This window comes from Pseudoalteromonas sp. S1650 (genome assembly GCF_005887195.1).
GTDB lineage: Bacteria > Pseudomonadota > Gammaproteobacteria > Enterobacterales > Alteromonadaceae > Pseudoalteromonas > Pseudoalteromonas simplex.
Genome location: NZ_PNDF01000111.1, coordinates 1 through 933, shown reverse-complemented (window position 1 = coordinate 933; position 933 = coordinate 1). Strand labels below are relative to the sequence as shown.

The following is a 933-nucleotide window of genomic DNA, read 5'->3' as shown; positions in this document are numbered from 1 at the left end:
ATGCACAATACTTGATTGTTAACGCTGCCAGTGAACTAGCTCGTTTAAAACAATATTCAGGCACGCCAATACAAGAAAGTGTTGACACTGGTTTGAAAGCTATTTTTAGCACCTATAACAGTTTTGGTTATGGTGATGCAGTATGGCTTGCAGCAGCTGATTCTGTAAGTTATTACGCAGATTGTAATGACTACGGTATTTGTGGCTTTGTTGATGAACTAACTCAACAAGTGTTGTCACAAAATTATAGCTGTAGTAGTACTATAAAAATTCGCTCGCAAAATATGACGGCTATTCAACATGCAGCAGCATGTGATGCTATGGGCGCTGAAGAAGGGCTTTTTCATAATAAGCTAGCCACAAATAACACCCCTGTTGCTGATGACAACAATAACTTTTTACAAGTAAATATATTTGACAGTAGTGACGATTATAGCAAGTACGCAGGTGCTATCTTTGGTATAAATACTAACAATGGTGGTATGTATTTAGAAGGTGACCCATCTGTAGCTGGCAACCAAGCTAATTTTATAGCTTATGAAGCAAGTTATGCCAATGCAGAGCACTATGTATGGAACTTAGAGCACGAGTATGTTCACTATTTAGATGGCCGTTTCGACTTATATGGTGACTTTAACGCACCCACAGAAGATATTGTCTGGTGGTCAGAGGGGGTTGCAGAGTATGTTGCTAATTTAAATAACAACGATGCTGCAAAAGCCACTATTAGTGATGGCTCGCGCTATACACTAGCGCAAATTTTTGACACCACCTATGATGGATTTGATCAAGATCGAATTTATCGCTGGGGTTACTTAGCTGTTCGCTTTATGTTTGAACGTCACAACAACGAACTTGATGCTATGTTGGCTCATACCCGAACTGGTAATTGGAGTGCCTATAAATCAAAAACTGTAGAGTGGGCCAATAATG

1 protein-coding gene is annotated in these 933 nt (G+C 39.4%); it reads left to right on the top strand.

Translation table 11 applies throughout. The features are described from left to right. Positions 1 to 933: collagenase (locus CWB80_RS21415; RefSeq protein ID WP_171041570.1), on the top strand; the 933-nt coding region annotated here is incomplete at both ends.